Here is a 16511-nt window from a genome sequence, read left to right on the forward strand (position 1 = left end):
CTCCCGAGGCGCCTGCGGCTTTCCCTACGCCGGTCCCCGCGTTCGCCGATGGTGAACGACGTAGGGAACAACATCGGGTAACCACCACCCCACTGCCGGGAGAAGCCCAGCGTGGGGCCCGATTCGGCCAGAACTCTGGGCCATCCGGGTTAATCAGTGGCCACCCGCGCCGAGAACAGGCGCGGGAACACTGCCGGAGCCCCGAGCGTCTGTAAGAGTAGGAAGCGCGACCACGGCGGAGAGTTCGCCTCCGTGACCGCAGCCGATAAGGGCACCGGGAACACACCGGTGCCGGACGGAGGGAGAACTCCCATGACGACGACGACGCTCACCCGCCAGGAGCTGACCGCCGCCGACCGGTGCGACCGGTGTGGCGCGGCCGCCCAGGTTCGCGCCGTGCTTCCCTCCGGAGGCGAGCTGCTCTTCTGCGGCCACCACGCCAGGGCCCACGAGGACCGGCTGCGCGAGATGGCCGCCGAGCTGCAGAAGGGCTGATCTTCCCCAGCCACGGCCACCCCACTGACACCTACTACACGAACGGGCGGGACCCTCGGGTCCCGCCCGTTCGGCGTGTCAGACCATGTCCAGGACGGGCTCGAAGGCCAGTTCGGCGGCGCCGACCAGCTTGACGTCGACGCCCATGGTGGAGGTGATGATCCTGGTGCCGCCGATGGCCCTGCTGACCAGGCTGCGTTCGGCGATGGCGGCGGCGACCTCGGTGACGACGGTCGCGGGGAGCGCGGTGAACAGGTCGCCGAGCACGACGAGTTCGGGGCCGAAGACGTTGACGATGGTGATCAGGCCGGAGGTGAGCCAGCGGGTGAAGTCGCCGAGGGCGGCGCGGACCCGCTCGGGGTGCGCGGACAGGGCGCGCAGTTCGGCGACGACCATGCCGCGTGGGGAGTGTTCTGGCAGGTCGAGGGCGCGGCAGAGGGCGAGCTCGCCGACCTCGGTCTCCCAGCAGCCCCGGCTGCCGCAGTAGCAGGGGCGGCCGTCGGGGTTGACCACCATGTGGCCCAGTTCGCCGACGTAGCCCGCGGTGCCGCGCAGGGTCGCCCCGTCGGAGATCACCCCGCCGCCGACGCCGACGTCGGCCGAGACGTACACCGCGTCCAGGGAGCCTCGGGCGGCGCCGCGCAGGTGTTCGGCGAGGGCGGCGATCTCGGCGTCGTTGGCCACCCGGACCGGGACGCCGAAGGCCGCGGTGAGCCGGTCGCCCAACGGGACCCCGGTCCACTTCAGGTTCGGCGCCTCGTGCACGTACCCGTCGCCGCGGCGGACCACGCCGGGCACCGACACCCCGCCCGCGATCATCGCGACGCCGAGCTCCTCGGCGAGCAGCCGGGTGGACTCGATGATCCGGGTGATGATCTCCGCGGGTTCGGCGGCCCGGCCGCGCAGGTTCCAGCTGTCGCGGCCGAGCATCTGCCCGCCGAGGCCGACCAGGGCGATGGCGACCTGCTCGACCCGGATGTCCACCGCCAGCACCACCGCGGCCAGCGGCTGGGGCAGCACCAGCAGCGACGGGCGGCCTGCCCCCGACCGCGCGCGGGGGACGCGTTCCTCGACGATCCCGGATTCGGCGAGCCCGTCGACCAGGGCCTTGATGGTGCTGCGGTTGAGGCCGAGCTCGGTGGCGAGCGCGGCGCGCGTGCACGGACCGCCGACGTGCAGCCTGCGCAGCAGCGCGGTGCGGTTGTGCCTGCGCACCTCGTCGGGACGCGCGCCCGCCGTGGGTGTGCTGGTCACCTGCTCGCCCCTCCTACGCGCTCACCGCCGCCCGCCGCCGAGACAGCGCGTCGACGGTCGCCGCGAGCAACAGTACGAGGCCGGTGATGATGTTCACCACGGCGGCGGGCTGCTTGAGCAGGCCCAACCCGTTCTCCACGACGGCGAGCACCAGACCGCCGACCACCGCGTGGAAGACCTTGCCGCGCCCGCCGAACAGCGAGGTGCCGCCGATGACCGCCGCCCCCACGGCGAACAGCAGGGTATTGAGGCCACCGGCCTGCGGGTCGACCGACCCCACCTTGGAGGAGTAGACGATCGCGCCGAGGGCGGCGGTCGAGGAGGCCACGACGAACACGCTGGCCCGGATCCTGGCGACGTTGATGCCCGCGCGCCTGGCCGCCTCGGCGTTGCCGCCGACGGCGTAGATGTGCCTGCCGTAGCGGGTGCGGTTGAGCACGTAGGTGCCCGCGACCAGCAGCACCAGCACGATCGGCACCACGTAGGGCACGCCCTGGATGACGATGAAGTCGTTGGGCGAACGGTTGAGGGTGAGCGCGTAGGTGGCCGGGATGGCGAGGACCGCCACGGCGGCGATCTTGGCGACCACGATCGGTGTCGGCGCGGTGACCAGGCCCCGGTTGAGCCTGCTCAGGTGCTCGCCGAGCACGACGAGGGCGTACCCGCCGACCGCGACCCCGCACAGCACCCAGCTGCCCGCGACCGACATGTTGCCGTTGGCCACGGCGAACAGCACCGGCTGGGTGCCGATGCCGAACACGCCGCCGTCGCCGATGAACTGCAGGATCACACCCTGCCAGGTGATGAACAGCGCCAGCGTCACCACGAACGAGGGCATGCCGATCTTGGACACCAGGAAGCCGGTGATCACGCCGATCGCGGCGCCGACGCAGACCGCGAGCAGCATCTCCAGCCACGGGTTGGGGGCGGCCCCCGACAACGCGATGCCCACGGCCACCAGGGCCAGGACCGAGCCTGCCCAGATCCGCATGAGCAGGGCCAGCGCCGCGGCGACGACCAGGCCGCCGACGAAGACGTAGAAGACGGTGTTGCCCATGCCGCCGAGCAGGTTGCCCGCGCGGACGTAGTGCATGGCCATCACCGCCGCGCACACCCCGGAGGCGGTGCCCGCCGACAGGTCGATCTCGCCGAGCAGCAGGACGAACACCAGCCCCATGGCGATGATCATCTTGCCCGCGCCCTGCGCGAGCAGGTTGGCGGTGTTGTCCAGGGTCATGAACCCGTCCGACAGCGCCCAGAACACCACCACCAGGGCGGTGAGGCCGAGCACGGCGGGCAGCGACCCGAGGTCGCCGCCGCGCAGCCGGGCCGCGTAGTCGCGCACGGCCTCGCCGGTGGACTGCGCCGTGGTGTCGATGCCGAAGTCGGCGATGGCCCCCTCGGTTCGGGGGGAGGCGGTACCGGTCATGGTGTCCTCGCTCGGGCTCTGCGATCGGGTGGGGCGCTCAGACGGTGGCGCTCTCGGGGCGGGCCAGGCCGAGGTCGCCGGAGCGGCCCGCGGTGATGAGCTCGACGACCTGGGCGTGGGTGACGTCGCGGGTGGCGACCTCGGCGACCATCCGCCCCAGGTAGAGGGTGGCGATGCGGTCGGCGACGGAGAACACGTCGGCCATGTTGTGGCTGATCAGCACCACCCCGAGGCCCTGCTCGGCCAGCCTGCGCACCAGGTCGAGCACCTGCCTGGTCTGCGCGACGCCCAGCGCGGCGGTGGGTTCGTCGAGCAGCACGACCTTGCTCTCCCACAGCACCGCCTTGGCGATGGCCACGGTCTGCCGCTGCCCGCCCGAGAGCGACGAGACCGGGGTGCGCACCGACTTGACCGTGCGCACCGACAACGACGCCAGGGTTTCCCGCGCCGCCTGCTCCATCGCGGCCTCGTCGAGCAGCCAGCCGCTGCCGCGTTCGCGGCCGAGGAACATGTTCTGCACGATGTCGAGGTTGTCGGCCAGCGCGAGGTCCTGGTAGACGACCTCGATGCCCAGGTCGGCGGCGTCGCGCGGACCGGAGATGGTGACCCGTTCGCCGTTGAAGTGCACGGCTCCCGAGTCCATCGGGTGGATGCCCGCGACGCACTTGACCAAAGTGGACTTACCGGCGCCGTTGTCGCCCACCAGCGCGGTGACCTCGCCCGCGCGGACGGTGAAGTCGACGTCGTGCAACACGTGGACCGGGCCGAAGCTCTTGTTGAGCCCGGTCAGTTCCAGGATCGGTTCGCTCATGGCGGTTCTCCCAGGAGGGGGTCGCGCCCGCCCGCGGTGTCCGAGCCGCGGGCGGGCGGCGAGTCGTCAGCTGATGCCCAGTTGCGAGCAGACCGCGGCGAGGTCGCCCCCGCAGATCTCGCTCGCCTTGACGTAGCCCTGCTCCACCACGGTCTTGACGTTGTCCTTGGTGGTCAGCTGCGGTTCCAGCAGCAGCGACTTGACCTTGCGGTTGCCCTTGGGGTCGTCGCTGGTGCCGTTGGCGATCTGGTCCGCGGCGGCGGTGTCGCCCTTGGCCAGCGCGGCGGCGAGCTTGGCGGTCGCCTCCGCCTCGTCCTTGATCGGCTTGAACACGGTCATGTACTGGTCGCCGCGCAGCACGGCCATCAGCCCGTCGGGGGTGGCGTCCTGGCCGGTGACCGGGACCTTGCCGTTGAGCCCGTTCTTGCGCAGCACGGTGATCACCGCGCCCGCGAGGCCGTCGTTGGCGGCAACGACACCGTCGACCTTGCCGCCGTTGGCGGTGAGGATCTGCTCGAAGGTGACGCCGCCCTTCTGGTTGTCCCAGCCGTCGATCGCCTGGGAGCGCACCAGCTTGAGCGTGCCAGCGTCGTAGAGCGGCTTGAGCACGTTCTGCTGCCCGTTGTGGAACAGCGTGGCGTTGTTGTCGGTCGGCGCGCCCTCGATCTCGATGACCTGGGCGCCCGGCTTGGCCTTCAGCGCGTCGGCCAACCCCTGCCCCTGCAGTTCGCCGACCTTCACGTTGTCGAAGGAGACGTAGTAGTCGGAGCTGCCGCCGAGGTTGAGCCGGTCGTAGTCGATGGTCGGGATGCCGCGGGCCTTGGCCTTCGCCGCGACCGAGGAGCCGACCTCGCTGTTGATGGCGGCGATCACCAGGACCTTGACCCCCTGGCTGATCATGCCGTCGGCCAGGGTGGTGAACTTCTGCACGTCGCCCTGCGCGTTCTGCACGTCGGCGTCGAGGCCCTGGGCCTTCATCGCCGCCTCGATCATGGGCTTGTCGAAGCCCTCCCAGCGCGCCGAGGTGGCCGTCTCCGGGAGGATCACGCCGACCTTGACGCCGCCGCTGGGCGCCTCGGTGGTGGTGCCGGAGGAGCCCCCCGACGCCGGGGGCGTCGCCTGGTTGGCACCGCAGGCCACCAGCGAGAGCGCACAGACGGTAACCGTCGCCAGTTTTGTCAACCGCATCGAAGAGTCCCTTCCGCGATCGTGACGCACCACCTGGGCCCGGGCGGCTTTCGTCCAAGGGGAATGTTGTGCGGCACAACATATGCCCGCGCAGCAGTGAGCGAAAGCACACTGTTTCGATTCAGACCCGCTTGCCTGGACACGATCCGGTAACGGACGTAACCCCTGGGACACCCGTGGGCCATCTGCGGGGTGGGCAGACGCCATCGTCGAACCCGCGAGTAGCAGCGGTTCGACGCTCCAGCGCTCAGATCTCGATCATCACCCTGAGTGCTCGCTAGTCGAAGATCCCGCGCGGCGCGGCGACCTGGCGCAGCCAGCCCTCGAGCTGGCGCTCCCAGGGGGCGTTGATGTCGCGGACCGCGAACGAGCCGAGGAACGACTGGGCGCGGCCGCCGAGGCCGCCGCCCTTGGCGACGCGGACCTGCTTGACCACGTCCAGCACCACCCGCAGCTCCTGCGGTCCGGCGAGGAAGGTCAGCGCGACCGACTGGAGGCCGGAGGCGGCAGGCGCGTCGAAGGTGATCTCCTGGAAGAACGGGAGCTGCTGGTCGACGCCGTCGAGGCGGTCGCGCTCGAGGTTGGCCGAGCGGAAGGTGTAGCCGAGCCTGCTCATCGCGTCGAGCACGCGGTGCTGGGCGGGCAGCGGCTCGATCGCCACCGCGTCCACGTCCTGGGCGTCGACCACCGAGCCCGCCAGGTCCAGGGTGGTCTGCAGGCCGACCGCCATGCCGACCAGGTGCTTGCCCAGCACCGAGGTGATCGGGGTCTCCCACGGCATCCGCACCTCGAACGGCACGGTGACCCGGCTGCCCGCGCGGACCAGCTCCCGGCCCGCCAGGTGCACCTGCTGCACCGGCAGGTCCCGCGGCCCGTCGGGGGTGTCGACCCTGGCCAACAGCGCCACCCCGAGCGCCTCCACCTGCTGGTCGACGCTGCCGCCGAGCAGGTGGACCTCCCCGCGCAGCGCACCCCCCGGGCGAGTCGCCCGGTCGAGGATCTGGGCGTCGACCTTCGCGCCACCGGCGCCGAACCCCGCGAGGACCTTCTGGAACATGCGCGCATCCTGCCAGGACCGACCCGCCAGCGGCAGCGGTTCCCGCCCGCACCAGGTGTCAGAATGGAGCCGTGAGCGCACCCACCCAGACCCGCCCCGACGTCGACACCCGTCCCGAGGGCACCGAGACCACGGGCGACGACACGCCCAAGATGTTCCACTACGTCCGGAAGAACAAGATCGTCGAGAGCGCCGTCATGGGCAACATGGTCGTCGCCCTCTGCGGTGAGGTCTTCCCGGTCACCAAGTCCCCCAAGCCCGGCTCCCCGGTCTGCCCCGACTGCAAGAAGATCTACGACTCCATGAAGGACTGACTTCCCGGACTTGCCCACAACCCCCCAACCCATCCACAGCCCCGCCAAGCCCCCCTTGACAACCCCCTGCCCCCGATAGGCTCGAACGTGGGACCTCAGACCCCGGGTGGGTGGGCCCCACCACGCGAGTCGATCATGGAGCTGCGCGGACGCGAACAGGGCCCGCCTCGGGGTGAGGCGGGCCCTGTCGTCGTCGCGGGTCAGGCGTGTTGGAGTTCTGGTTCGGTGGCCGGGCGTGGGGCGTGCTTGGCCGCCTTCTTGGCGCGGCGGCGCTCCTTGAAGTTCTCGACCATCGTGTAGAGGGTCGGGACGAGCACCAGGGTCAGCAGCGTCGAGCTGATCAGGCCGCCGATCACCACGAGGGCCAGCGGTTTGCCGATGAAGCCGCCCTCCCCCGTGACGCCCGCCGCCATGGGGAGGAGGGCGAAGATGGTGGCCGCCGCGGTCATCAGGATGGGGCGCAGGCGCCTGCGGCCGCCTTCGATCACGGCGTCGCGGACGCTCATGCCGTCGGCCCGGTACTGGTTGATCAGGTCGATGAGCACGATGGCGTTGGTGACCACGATGCCGACCAGCATCAGCATGCCGATCAGCGACGGCAGGCCGAGCGGGGTCCCGGTGAGCAGCAGCAGGCCGATGGCGCCGGTCGCGGCGAACGGGATGGACACCAGCAGGATCAGCGGCTGCACCAGGCTGCGGAAGGTCGCCACCATGATCAGGAAGACGATCGCGATGGCGGCCAGCATGGCCAGCCCGAGGTCGGCGAAGGTGTCGGCCTGGTCGGCGCTGACGCCGCCGACGGTGTAGGCGGCGCCGCCGGCGAGCTGGAGCTTGCCGAGCCGGGCGGTCATGTCCTTGGTGACCGCGCCCAGGTCCGACGAGGTGGACTTGGCGGTGACGGTGGTGCTGCGGTCGCCGTCGGTGCGGGTGACCCGCACCGGGCCGTCGACCGTGGTCACCTGGGCGACCTGCCCCAGGGTGACCGGACCAGCGGGGCTGGGCAGCGGCAGCGCCTTAAGCGCGGCCACGTCCGCAGGGGCGGTGCCGGTGCGCAGCAGCACCTGCTGGCGGGAGTCGCCTATAGGCAGGTCTGCGACCGGGGTGCCGCGCAGCGCCTGGGCGGCGAGCTGGGTGATCGTCTGCGTGCTGAGCCCCTTGGCCGCGGCGGCGACCTGGTCGACGGCGATCTCCACCCGCGGTGAGCTGCGGGCCAGGTCGCTGGTCACCTCGCTGAGCCCGGAGGTGCCCGCGACCGCGTCCTGCACGGTCTTGGTCGCGGCGACGAGCCCGGCCGCGTCGGGCGCGGTGACCAGGACCTCGAGGGAGTTCGACGTGCCGGACCCGGTGTCGCTGCCGGTCTCCAGCTTGCCCGCCGAGGTGCCGAGGCGGTCCTTGATACCCGCGATCACGGCGGAGCGGTCCACATCGGCCTTGAGGGTGGCGAACACGGTGGTGTTGCCGCCGCTGCTGGCGCCGAAGCCCGCGAACAGGTCGTCGGTGCCGACGGTGACCTGGTAGACCTCGATCTCCGGGGTCGCGGCGAGCACGTCCTCGAGCTTCTTGGCCGCGGCGTCGCGGGCGTCGAGGCTGGTGCCGGGCGGCAGTTCCTGGGTGAGCTGGACCGAGGTGCCGCCGTTGTCGTCGATGAAGCTGGTCTCCAGGCGGCTGGCCAGTCCCATGGTGAGCACGAAGATGACGATCGCCACCAGGATCGTGGCCCACCGGCGCTTGGTGGCGAACCGCAGCACCGGGACGTAGGCGCGCTGCAGCGGGCTGCGCCGCTCCTTGTCCAGGGCCTCCTGCAGCGCGCGCTCGGCGGCGGCGGGGTCGGTGGGGACGGCGGGGCGCTTGAGGAACCAGTACGCCAGGACCGGGACGATCGTCAGCGACACCAGCAGCGACGCGACGAGCGCGACGGTGACGGTCAGCGAGAACGGCCCGAACAGCTCGCCCGCGATGCCACCGACGAACGCGATCGGGGCGAACACGGCCACCGTGGTCAGGGTGGAGGCGGTGACCGCGCCCGCGACCTCCTTGGTGCCGTCGAGGATCGCGCGGTGCTTCTCCTCGCCGTACTCCAGATGTCGTTTGATGTTCTCCAGCACGACGATCGAGTCGTCGACCACCCGGCCGATCGCGATGGTCAGCGCGCCGAGGGTGAGCATGTTCAGCGACAGGTCGCCCGTCCACATCACCAGCAGCGCCACCAGGACCGACAGCGGGATCGACACGGCGGTGACGACGGTGGAGCGGATGGACAGCAGGAACAGCAGGATCACCAGCACCGCGAAGGCGAGGCCGAGCATGCCCTCGGTGGTCAGCCCGCTGATCGCCTTCTCCACCTCGGGCCCCTGCGAGAACACGACGGTGAGGTCGGTCTGCGCGGTGCGCTCGAGGTCGGCGAGCTTGTCGTTGACCGCCTTGGAGATCTCGACCGCGTTGCCGTCGCGGGTCATGGTGACCACGACGCCCAGGGTCGCCTTGCCGTCGGTGCGGGTGATCACGGTGGGCGCGGCGAGTCCTGACTCGACGGTCGCGACCTGGCCGAGGGTCACCGGTTTGCCCTGCGCGGGCAGTTGCAGCGCGCGCAGATCGTCCACACTGGTCAGTGGGCCGCCGGTTTGGACGGTCAGCGTCTTGTCCGACTCGGTGATCGTTCCGGCCGGGACGGTGGCGCCCGCCGAGGCCAGCGTCGCGGCCAGCGCGGCCGGGTCGACGCCCGCGGCGCCGAGCTTGGCGTAGTCCACCCGGACGACGACCTGCTGCGTGCGGGCACCGTTGACGGTGGCCTCGCGCACGCCCTTGATCCCCTCCAGGGCGGGCACGACCTCGGAGCGCAACCGCTTCGCCGCGGCCACTTCGTCGTCACCGGTGGTCGCGGCGAGCATCACGACCGGGAAGTCGTCGGTGCTGCCCAGCAGCACGGTCGGCTCAACGCCCTGCGGCAGTTGCGGGCGCAGCCGGTTGACGGCCTGCTGCAACTGCCCGACCGCGGTGTTCATGTCGGTGCCGTAGACGAACTGGACCTGGATGGTCGCCGAGCTCTCCGCGGACTGGGTGGTGATCTTCTCCACACCCGCGATGCCCCTGGCACCGGCGGAGATCGGCTCGGCCACCTGGCTGTCGACCACGTCCGGCGACGCACCCGGGTAGGGCGCGAGCACGACCGCGGCGGGCAGCTGGATGGACGGCAGGAGTTGTTGCTTGAGCGACGGTAGTGCGATGGCGCCGAAGCCGATGATGAGCAGGCTGAGCAAGCCCACCAGGCCCCGATTGCCCAGGCTGAGTCGTGCCAGCACGGACATCTGCGTAGTTCCCCTCCCAGAGCGGACACCGGTGGCCCCAGGCGCGCTCGCGCGCCGTACACCGGTGGAATCGGGGGAAGCCTGGCACAGGATTGCTGAGGACCGACTCAGTCCACAGGGTTAACCAGTGGTCATACAAAAGTATGACTCAGCGGCCGACGTTGTCCTGGTCCCTGGACCGGGTGGCGTCGGGGAGCGGCTCTGGCTCGGCTTCCGCGGGTTCCTCCCGGGGCCGCCGGTTCTTGCCCGCGGCGCGCTCCATCTCCAAGCGCCGCCAGCGCCGCCGCTGCCTCTTGGTCATCTTGGCGGGCCACACCTCTTGGATCGCGGCGTTGAAGTAGGCGCCGATCACCACCGCTAGGCCGATGAAGAAAGCGAACAGCAGGAACGCGATAGGTGTCGCCAAAGCGCCATATGTGTAACCGGTTGTGGTGATCCAGCCTATGTAGAGCCGCAATCCGATGCTGGACAGGACGAACACCGCCATCGCCATGACAGCGCCGGGCAGCCCGCGGTGCCACGGCAATTTGCGCGGCAGGGCGAGCTTGTAGAGCGTTGCCAGGGCGAGCACGGTGAGGATGCCGATCACCGGGTAGTAGGCGATGTTCACCCACGTGGTGATGGTCGGGCGCCAGGACACCGGGAACAGGTTGGGCAGCAGGTCCGGTCCCAGCGCGAGCACCGGGAGGCCGATGATCAGCAGCACCAGGCTGGCCACGTAGAGCAACAACGCGAAGATCCGTTGCCACACCTCGTGCCGGACCCCGTACTGACCGTGTGCGACGGTGATCGCGTCGACGAACGAGGACATGGCCGACGAGCCCGCCCACAGCGAGATGAGGAAGCCGACCGAGACGATCTCGCCGCGCCCGACGGTGAGGATGTCGGCGACGGTCGGTTGGATGATCTGCGTCACCACGCTCTCGCTGAACGCCTTGCGCGAGATGTCGAGGATGTCGGCCTGCACCGCGAGCACCACGTCCGGGCCGAACCACTCGGCGACGAACCCGAGGCTGCCCAGCAGCCCCAGCAGCAGCGGCGGCAGCGACAGCACCTGCCAGAACGCCGCCTCCGCCGCCTCGGAGAAGATGTTGCCCTCCCAGGCCTTGGACAGGGTGCGCTTGAGCAACCGGGACGGGCCCCGCCGCGCGGGCGGGCCGCCGGGGGTGCCGTCGCGGCCGTCCTGGGGTCCGGGCTGCGCGGTCATACGGGGTCAAGCATGGTCCATGGGGGTGCGTTCGGCTTGATCGCGGTCCCCGGCGCTGCCCCGGCGTGTCGCGGGTGCGGGCGATCTTGGGCTGGCGGGCGGTATCCTCACGGACGCCCTCAACCCGGTCCCGTGCCGATCCGCTGAGGGCATCGCCGTGTCCGGAGCAGGTGGAGAGGAGCTGGGGCATCCCGTGACCCGGGCCGAGGTGGAACCGGAGACCCGTGCGCAGCCCCCCGCGGCGCGCCCGCTGCGGGACTGGCAGCGCCGCGCGCTGACGAAGTACCTGACGACCCGCCCGAAGGACTTCCTGGCGGTCGCCACGCCCGGCGCGGGCAAGACCGTGTTCGGCCTGCGGGTGGCCGCGGAGCTGCTGGCGGACCGGACCGTCGAGTCGTTGACCATCGTCGCGCCGACCGAGCACCTCAAGCACCAGTGGGCGGGCGCGGCGAGCGCTGCGGGCATCCCGATCGACCCGAACTTCACCAACTCGATGGGCGCCACCTCGCGCGACTTCCGCGGTGTCGCGGTGACCTACGCGCAGGTGGCCGCGCACCCGAGCCTGCACAGGGTGCGCACCGAGCAGCGCAAGACGCTGGTGATCCTCGACGAGATCCACCACGGCGGCGACGCCAAGAGCTGGGGCGACGCGGTCCGCGAGGCGTTCACCCCGGCGACCCGCAGGCTGGCGCTGACCGGCACCCCGTTCCGCAGCGACGACTCGCCGATCCCGTTCATCGACTACGAGCCGGACGGGCAGGGCTTCCAGCGCAGCCGCGCCGACCACACCTACGGCTACTCCGACGCGCTGCGCGACGGCGTGGTCCGGCCGGTGATCTTCCTGGCGTACTCGGGCGAGGCGAGCTGGCGGACCAGCGCGGGTGAGGAGTTCACCGCGCGCCTGGGCGAGCCGCTGACCGCCGAGCAGACCGCGCGGGCGTGGCGCACCGCGCTCGACCCGTCCGGCGAGTGGGTCCCCTCGGTGCTGGGGGCCGCCGACACCCGGTTGACGCAGGTCCGCCAGCACGTGCCGGACGCCGGTGGCCTGGTCATCGCCTCCGACCACGTCTCGGCCAAGGCGTACGCCCAGATCCTGGAGACCGCGACCGGGCAGGCCCCGACCCTGGTGCTCTCCGACGACCCGAAGGCCTCCGGGCGGATCCAGGAGTTCTCCGACTCGGACTCGCGGTGGCTGGTCGCGGTGCGGATGGTCAGCGAGGGCGTGGACGTGCCGCGGTTGGCGGTGGGGGTCTACGCGACCAGCGCCTCGACGCCGCTGTTCTTCGCGCAGGCGATCGGCCGGTACGTGCGGGTGCGGCGGCAGGGCGAGACGGCGAGCGTGTTCCTGCCGTCGGTGCCGGTGCTGCTGGACCTGGCCAGCCAGCTGGAGGCCGAGCGCGACCACGTCCTGGGCAAGCCGCACCGGGAGAAGGAGGGCTGGGACGACGAGCTCGTCGCCGACGCCAACCGGACCAAGGACGAGCTGGGCGAGGAGGAGAAGGCGTTCACCGCGCTGGGTGCCTCCGCCGAGCTCGACCAGGTGATCTTCGACGGGTCCTCGTTCGGGACCACGGCGATGGCGGGCACGGTCGAGGAGGAGGAGTACCTCGGCCTGCCGGGTCTGCTGGAGCCGGAGCAGGTCAAGGCCCTGTTGCGGCAGCGCCAGGAGCAGCAGCTGGCCGACCGCAGCAAGCGGGCGGCGGCGGTCAAACCCGCCGAGCCGGTGCAGGCGCGGTCGCAGTCGGTGCAGGAGCGGCTGGCCACGCTGCGCAAGGAGTTGAACGCGCTAGTGGGGATGGCCCACCACCGCACCGGCAAGCCGCACGGGATGATCCACGGTGAGCTGCGCCGCTCGTGCGGTGGTCCGCCGACCGCCATGGCCTCGATCGAGCAGCTCGAGGAGCGGATCGCCACATTGCGGTCGTGGTGACCCCGGCCGCTTGCCATGATGTCCGGGTGAGCCTGGTTATCGCTGATGAGGTCGTCGCCGCTCTGTCCGAGGGTCGCGGGGTGGTGGCGCTGGAGAGCACCCTGCTGGCGCACGGGCTGCCCCAGGGGCGCAACCTGGAGGTCGGGGCCCGTCTGGAGCGGATCGTGCGCGAGGCGGGCGCTGTGCCCGCCACGATCGCGGTGCTCGACGGTGTGGCGCACGTCGGGTTGACGCCCGAGCAGCTGGAGCGGGTGTGCTCCCCCGGTCTCGCGAAGCTGTCCCTGCGGGATCTGGGGCCCGCGTACGCCCTTAAGCGCGATGGCGCGACCACTGTGGCGAGCACGGCGGCGTTGGCACACCGCGCGGGTATTGGGGTGTTCGCGACGGGTGGGCTCGGTGGGGTTCACCTGTCGGTTCCCGCCGGTAGTGCCTCTTGGGACGTTTCGGCGGACTTGGACGTCTTGGCGAACACCCCGGTGACGGTTGTCTGTTCGGGGGTCAAGTCGATCCTCGACATCGCCGCGACCGTTGAGGTGCTGGAGACGAAGTCGGTTCCTGTCGTGGGTTACCGCACGGACTACTTCCCCGGCTTCTACCTGCGGGAGTCGGCGCACACCGTGCCGTGGCGGGTGGATGACCCCGCCGAGGCCGCCGCGGTGGTCGCGGCGCACCGCACCGTGACGTCGTCGGGGGTGTTGTTGGTCAACCCGGTTCCGGTCGAGCACGAGTTGGACCGCGACCTGCACGACCGTCTACTGAGCGACGGGATGGCGCTGCTGCAGGAGCGCGGCATCACCGGTAAAGACGTCACCCCGGCGCTGCTCGAGTTCTTCCACAACGGCAGCGGTGGGACGAGTCTTAGTGCCAACACTGAGCTTGTCGCCAACAACGCTCAACTGGCTGCAGAGGTCGCGGTTCAGCTTTCATCGCGGTAAAGCTTGGAGACGACGTCTTCGATGTTCGGCTCTTGCACAGACAAGTCTCGTAGTGACACAGCCTGCGCTAGTGCCGCGACCACTTCCCCTGCCGCGGTGCCATCGAGCGTGAGGGTGACCCGGCGAGCGTCGGCTTCCACTGCGGTAACAACGGCACCGGGCAGCGTAAGGCCGTCCGGCCAGGGGGAGTCCAAGTCGGCGACGATAGTGCGGCGTGACCTATAGCGGGCGTGGAGTTCGTCGAGTGTGCCGTCGTGCACTACGCGCCCGTGGTCGATCACAACAAGCCTGCGGCACAGCTTCTCTATGTCGGCGAGGTCGTGGGTCGTGAGGACAACTGTGGTGTCGCCGCGCCGGTCGAGGTCGGTGAGGAACGACCGCACCGCTTGTTTGCTGAGCACGTCGAGGCCGATGGTGGGTTCGTCGAGGAACAGCACCTCAGGGCCGTGCAAGAGCGCGGCGGTGAGTTCACCGCGCATGCGCTGGCCCAGCGAAAGCTGCCGTACCGGGGTGTGCCGGAACTCGTCGAGGCCAAGCAGGTCCGAACACTGCTTGAGCCGGGCCGCGTGGTCGCCTTCGGGGACGCGGTAGATGTGCCGCAGCAGGGAGAACGAATCCTCCAGCGGCAGGTCCCACCAGAGTTGCGAGCGCTGCCCGAAAACGACGCCGATGCGCCTCGCCAACGTCGTGCGTTTGGCGACGGGCTCCAGGCCGCAGACGCTGACCTCTCCCCCGCTCGGCGCGAGTACACCCGTGAGCATCTTGAGCGTAGTGGACTTGCCCGCGCCGTTGGGCCCGATGTAGCCGAGCAGCTCGCCGCGTTCCACGGTGAGGTCGACACCGTCCACAGCGGACACGACATGGCGTTCCCGACGGATCCGGCCGACTTTGCGGGTCACGGTGAAGTCCTTGCGCAGACCGCGCGCTGAAATGATCATGACCCCGTGCTCCGGTAGTGGCGGACGCCCACGCGCCAGAACACGGCTGCGACGCAAGCGGCGATGACGGCGACCAACGGCGACGCCCAGGCCACCGCGGTCGGTAGGCCAAGAGGATCGGGCTTGCCGAGTAGGACAAGGCCTGGGAAGTAGGCGACGAAACCGAACCCGAGGCCGAGGGTGAACAGGTCGCGGAACCAGCCGCCGTACATGGTGCTCGGGTACGAGGTGAAGTCCCGCCCGCCGTAGGTGAACGCGTTCGCGACCTCACCGGACTCGACCCACCAGAAGGCAACGGTGGCCCCCGCGATGAACAGGCTGGCGAAGAACACGGCTCCGGAGATCGGGACGATCGCGGCGAAGAAGGCGCGTTCCAACGTCCACGGGATGTCGGCCACGCACAAGGCGACGATGTAGAGCACCAGTCCCTGCGCTGCTCGACCGACACGGCGTAAGGCGAAGGTGATGACCGCGAGCTGCACCAGCGCGGACAGAGGACGCACGAGCAGCGAGTCGAACAACCCAGAGCGGACGTACTCGCGTAGTCGATCGGCGCTACCCGCGACCAGATCCCCCACGGTGAAACCGACAGCGGCTAGAGCGGTCATCAGGAGTACTTCAGTGCCGTTGAATCCGCCTAGCGCGCCGGTGACGCTGAACAACACGAAGACCGTGGCGATGTCCAGGCCGTTGACGACCATGCTGCCGAGGATCTCCAACAGCATCGAAGTCCGGTACTGCGCTTGGCTGCGGATCTGCGCGCGCAGCACCCGCCCGTACACCCGAGCCGTTCCGAGGATCTCAGCCACCTTGCACCACCAACTTCCGCACGGCACGCGACTGCGTCCAGTGACACGCGAGGAGCAAGAGCACTACCCAGACGACCTGGCTCAGGCACACCAAGAGCGCGTGCTCAGTGCCACCTCGCTCCACCGCGATGTCCAACGGAGCCTGGAGCAAAGACGGAAAGGGAGTAGCGACCCAGAGAATCGTGCTGAGCCACTCCGGCAGGACCGCCAAGGGGAAGTAGAGGCCGCTGGCGGCGCCGGAGACGAAGACCCAGAACATGGTCACCCCGCGGATGTCGAGCAACCAGAACGCCGACAGCCCGATCAAGTAGCGGCAGGCGAAGCAGACGACAACCGCGAGCACGGTGGAGAGCGCGAACAGGGGGTAGGTCGCGAAGCTCTGCGGGACGTAGAAGTCGAAAGCCACCGCGCCCACCACGAGCGGGACCGCGAACCTCGTCAGCAGGGCGAACCCGGCGCGGCCGATGTCGGTCCACAGGTAGGTCCACAGTGGATCCACGGGGCGCAGCAGATCGGCGACCACGTCACCGGTGCGGACCCGCTCGGCCAGGTCCAGCATGGTCCACGAGTTCACCACCGCGAGCAGCCCCTGCCCCAGCCAGACGTAGCTGACCAACTGCGGCCCGCTGTACCCGGCCATGGCGCCGCCCGCCGCGTCGGCGACGCTGAGCATGATGTAGCAGCGCAGGAACCCGAACACGGTGTTGGTGAACGCCCCGGCGAACGTGGCCTGCCTATAGGTCGCGTGCCTACGGAACCCAGCCGCGACCAGCGCGACTTGGACACGCGCCATCACGAGTCTCCTTAGAGGGCGATTACCGCAGAGTGGCGGGTGTGCT

14 protein-coding genes are annotated in these 16511 nt (G+C 70.1%); 4 read left to right on the forward strand and 10 right to left on the reverse strand.

The features are described from left to right. Positions 1-312 precede the first annotated feature (312 nt). A complete protein-coding gene (locus tag JOD54_RS32420) occupies positions 313-495 on the forward strand; it encodes a DUF7455 domain-containing protein (RefSeq protein WP_204455733.1) in 183 nt (60 codons plus the stop codon). A gap of 78 nt (positions 496-573) precedes the next feature. On the opposite strand, the gene JOD54_RS32425 is transcribed toward JOD54_RS32420, so the two are convergent. From JOD54_RS32425 to JOD54_RS32445, 5 genes are all read right to left on the reverse strand, one after another. Continuing rightward, a complete protein-coding gene (locus tag JOD54_RS32425; protein ID WP_307860458.1) occupies positions 574-1749 on the reverse strand; it encodes an ROK family protein in 1176 nt (391 codons plus the stop codon). A gap of 13 nt (positions 1750-1762) precedes the next feature. Next, the gene (locus JOD54_RS32430) at positions 1763-3178 is read right to left on the reverse strand and encodes a sugar ABC transporter permease (RefSeq protein WP_204455734.1); all 1416 of its coding nucleotides are present in this window, start codon (positions 3176-3178) and stop codon (positions 1763-1765) included. 37 nt (positions 3179-3215) lie between these two features. Continuing rightward, positions 3216-3989: an ATP-binding cassette domain-containing protein gene (locus tag JOD54_RS32435; RefSeq protein WP_204455735.1), complete on the reverse strand. Its 774-nt coding sequence runs from the start codon at positions 3987-3989 to the stop codon at positions 3216-3218. A 66-nt stretch (positions 3990-4055) separates the two neighbouring features. Further along, positions 4056-5177 carry a sugar ABC transporter substrate-binding protein gene (locus JOD54_RS32440; RefSeq protein WP_204455736.1) on the reverse strand — a complete coding sequence of 374 codons (1122 nt, stop codon included), beginning with the start codon at positions 5175-5177 and terminating at the stop codon, positions 4056-4058. Positions 5178-5454: 277 nt separating this feature from the next. After that, complete coding sequence (locus tag JOD54_RS32445) at positions 5455-6234, reverse strand: sporulation protein (protein WP_204455737.1); 780 nt, start codon at positions 6232-6234, stop codon at positions 5455-5457. Positions 6235-6305: 71 nt separating this feature from the next. Here JOD54_RS32445 and JOD54_RS32450 point away from each other — a divergent pair, with 71 nt between their 5' ends. After that, complete coding sequence (locus JOD54_RS32450; protein ID WP_204455738.1) at positions 6306-6548, forward strand: DUF3039 domain-containing protein; 243 nt, start codon at positions 6306-6308, stop codon at positions 6546-6548. A gap of 200 nt (positions 6549-6748) precedes the next feature. On the opposite strand, the gene JOD54_RS32455 is transcribed toward JOD54_RS32450, so the two are convergent. Both JOD54_RS32455 and JOD54_RS32460 read right to left on the reverse strand, forming a co-directional pair. Continuing rightward, positions 6749-9853, reverse strand: a complete 3105-nt coding sequence (locus tag JOD54_RS32455; RefSeq protein WP_204455739.1) for an efflux RND transporter permease subunit — start codon at positions 9851-9853, stop codon at positions 6749-6751. Positions 9854-10001: 148 nt separating this feature from the next. After that, positions 10002-11060, reverse strand: a complete 1059-nt coding sequence (locus JOD54_RS32460; RefSeq protein ID WP_204455740.1) for a YihY/virulence factor BrkB family protein — start codon at positions 11058-11060, stop codon at positions 10002-10004. 193 nt (positions 11061-11253) lie between these two features. Here JOD54_RS32460 and JOD54_RS32465 point away from each other — a divergent pair, with 193 nt between their 5' ends. Both JOD54_RS32465 and JOD54_RS32470 read left to right on the forward strand, forming a co-directional pair. Then, entirely contained in the window at positions 11254-12990 is a 1737-nt protein-coding gene (locus JOD54_RS32465; RefSeq protein WP_204455741.1) for a DEAD/DEAH box helicase, read from the forward strand. 26 nt (positions 12991-13016) lie between these two features. Beyond that, positions 13017-13925 (forward strand): pseudouridine-5'-phosphate glycosidase, encoded by a 909-nt coding sequence (locus JOD54_RS32470; protein ID WP_307860461.1) that lies wholly within the window; start codon positions 13017-13019, stop codon positions 13923-13925. On the opposite strand, the gene JOD54_RS32475 is transcribed toward JOD54_RS32470, so the two are convergent. Genes JOD54_RS32475 through JOD54_RS32485 form a run of 3 tightly spaced genes read right to left on the reverse strand, consistent with a single transcriptional unit; the run spans position 13907 to position 16465 of the window. Beyond that, positions 13907-14863, reverse strand: coding sequence for an ABC transporter ATP-binding protein (locus JOD54_RS32475; RefSeq protein ID WP_204455742.1), 957 nt, complete (start codon positions 14861-14863; stop codon positions 13907-13909). The genes JOD54_RS32470 and JOD54_RS32475 overlap by 19 nt on opposite strands. After that, positions 14860-15672 carry an ABC transporter permease gene (locus tag JOD54_RS32480; RefSeq protein WP_307860462.1) on the reverse strand — a complete coding sequence of 271 codons (813 nt, stop codon included), beginning with the start codon at positions 15670-15672 and terminating at the stop codon, positions 14860-14862. The genes JOD54_RS32475 and JOD54_RS32480 overlap by 4 nt, the downstream gene beginning before the upstream one ends. Then, positions 15665-16465 carry an ABC transporter permease gene (locus JOD54_RS32485; RefSeq protein ID WP_204455743.1) on the reverse strand — a complete coding sequence of 267 codons (801 nt, stop codon included), beginning with the start codon at positions 16463-16465 and terminating at the stop codon, positions 15665-15667. The genes JOD54_RS32480 and JOD54_RS32485 overlap by 8 nt, the downstream gene beginning before the upstream one ends. Between the last annotated feature and the right edge of the window lie 46 nt (positions 16466-16511).

This window comes from Actinokineospora baliensis, from assembly GCF_016907695.1.
Taxonomy (GTDB): Bacteria; Actinomycetota; Actinomycetes; order Mycobacteriales; family Pseudonocardiaceae; genus Actinokineospora; species Actinokineospora baliensis.